This is a genomic window from Streptomyces sp. NRRL F-2664 (assembly GCF_000719345.1).
Lineage (GTDB): Bacteria > Actinomycetota > Actinomycetes > Streptomycetales > Streptomycetaceae > Streptomyces.
The window spans coordinates 1-314 of sequence record NZ_JOFX01000467.1 but is presented as its reverse complement, the minus strand read 5'-3'; the positions used below and the strand labels follow the sequence as shown (position 1 = coordinate 314).

General features: G+C 68.5%; 1 protein-coding gene. It reads left to right on the top strand.

Translation table 11 applies throughout. From position 1 onward, the window contains the following. Nucleotides 1-15 precede the first annotated feature (15 nt). Nucleotides 16-314 (top strand): hypothetical protein (locus IF89_RS0136545; protein WP_030778059.1); only part of this gene is annotated, 299 nt, incomplete at its 3' end.

Sequence of the window (314 nt, the reverse complement as noted above, 5' to 3'; positions counted from 1 at the left end):
TGGCAAGATAGGCGCATGGGCACCGAGGAGGACTGGCCGATCGAGCAGACGTGGTCACTGCGCAACACACATTGGCACGCCTATGTGGAGCACACGTCGCTCGACCACGCCTCCCCGCGCCAGGAGCGCCTGGAGCGGACGCCGGAAGAGGTCCTGACCACCCCGACCGAGGTCGCGGCGTGGCTGGAGGTCAACCTGCGGAGCGCGACGAAACCCGAGGAGGCCGGGAAGAAGCGGGCCAAGGACGAGCGGGACTTCTCCGACTCGAACCGGGTGCACGCCTCCCTCGCGTCCGCGGGCGAGAGCATCTACAC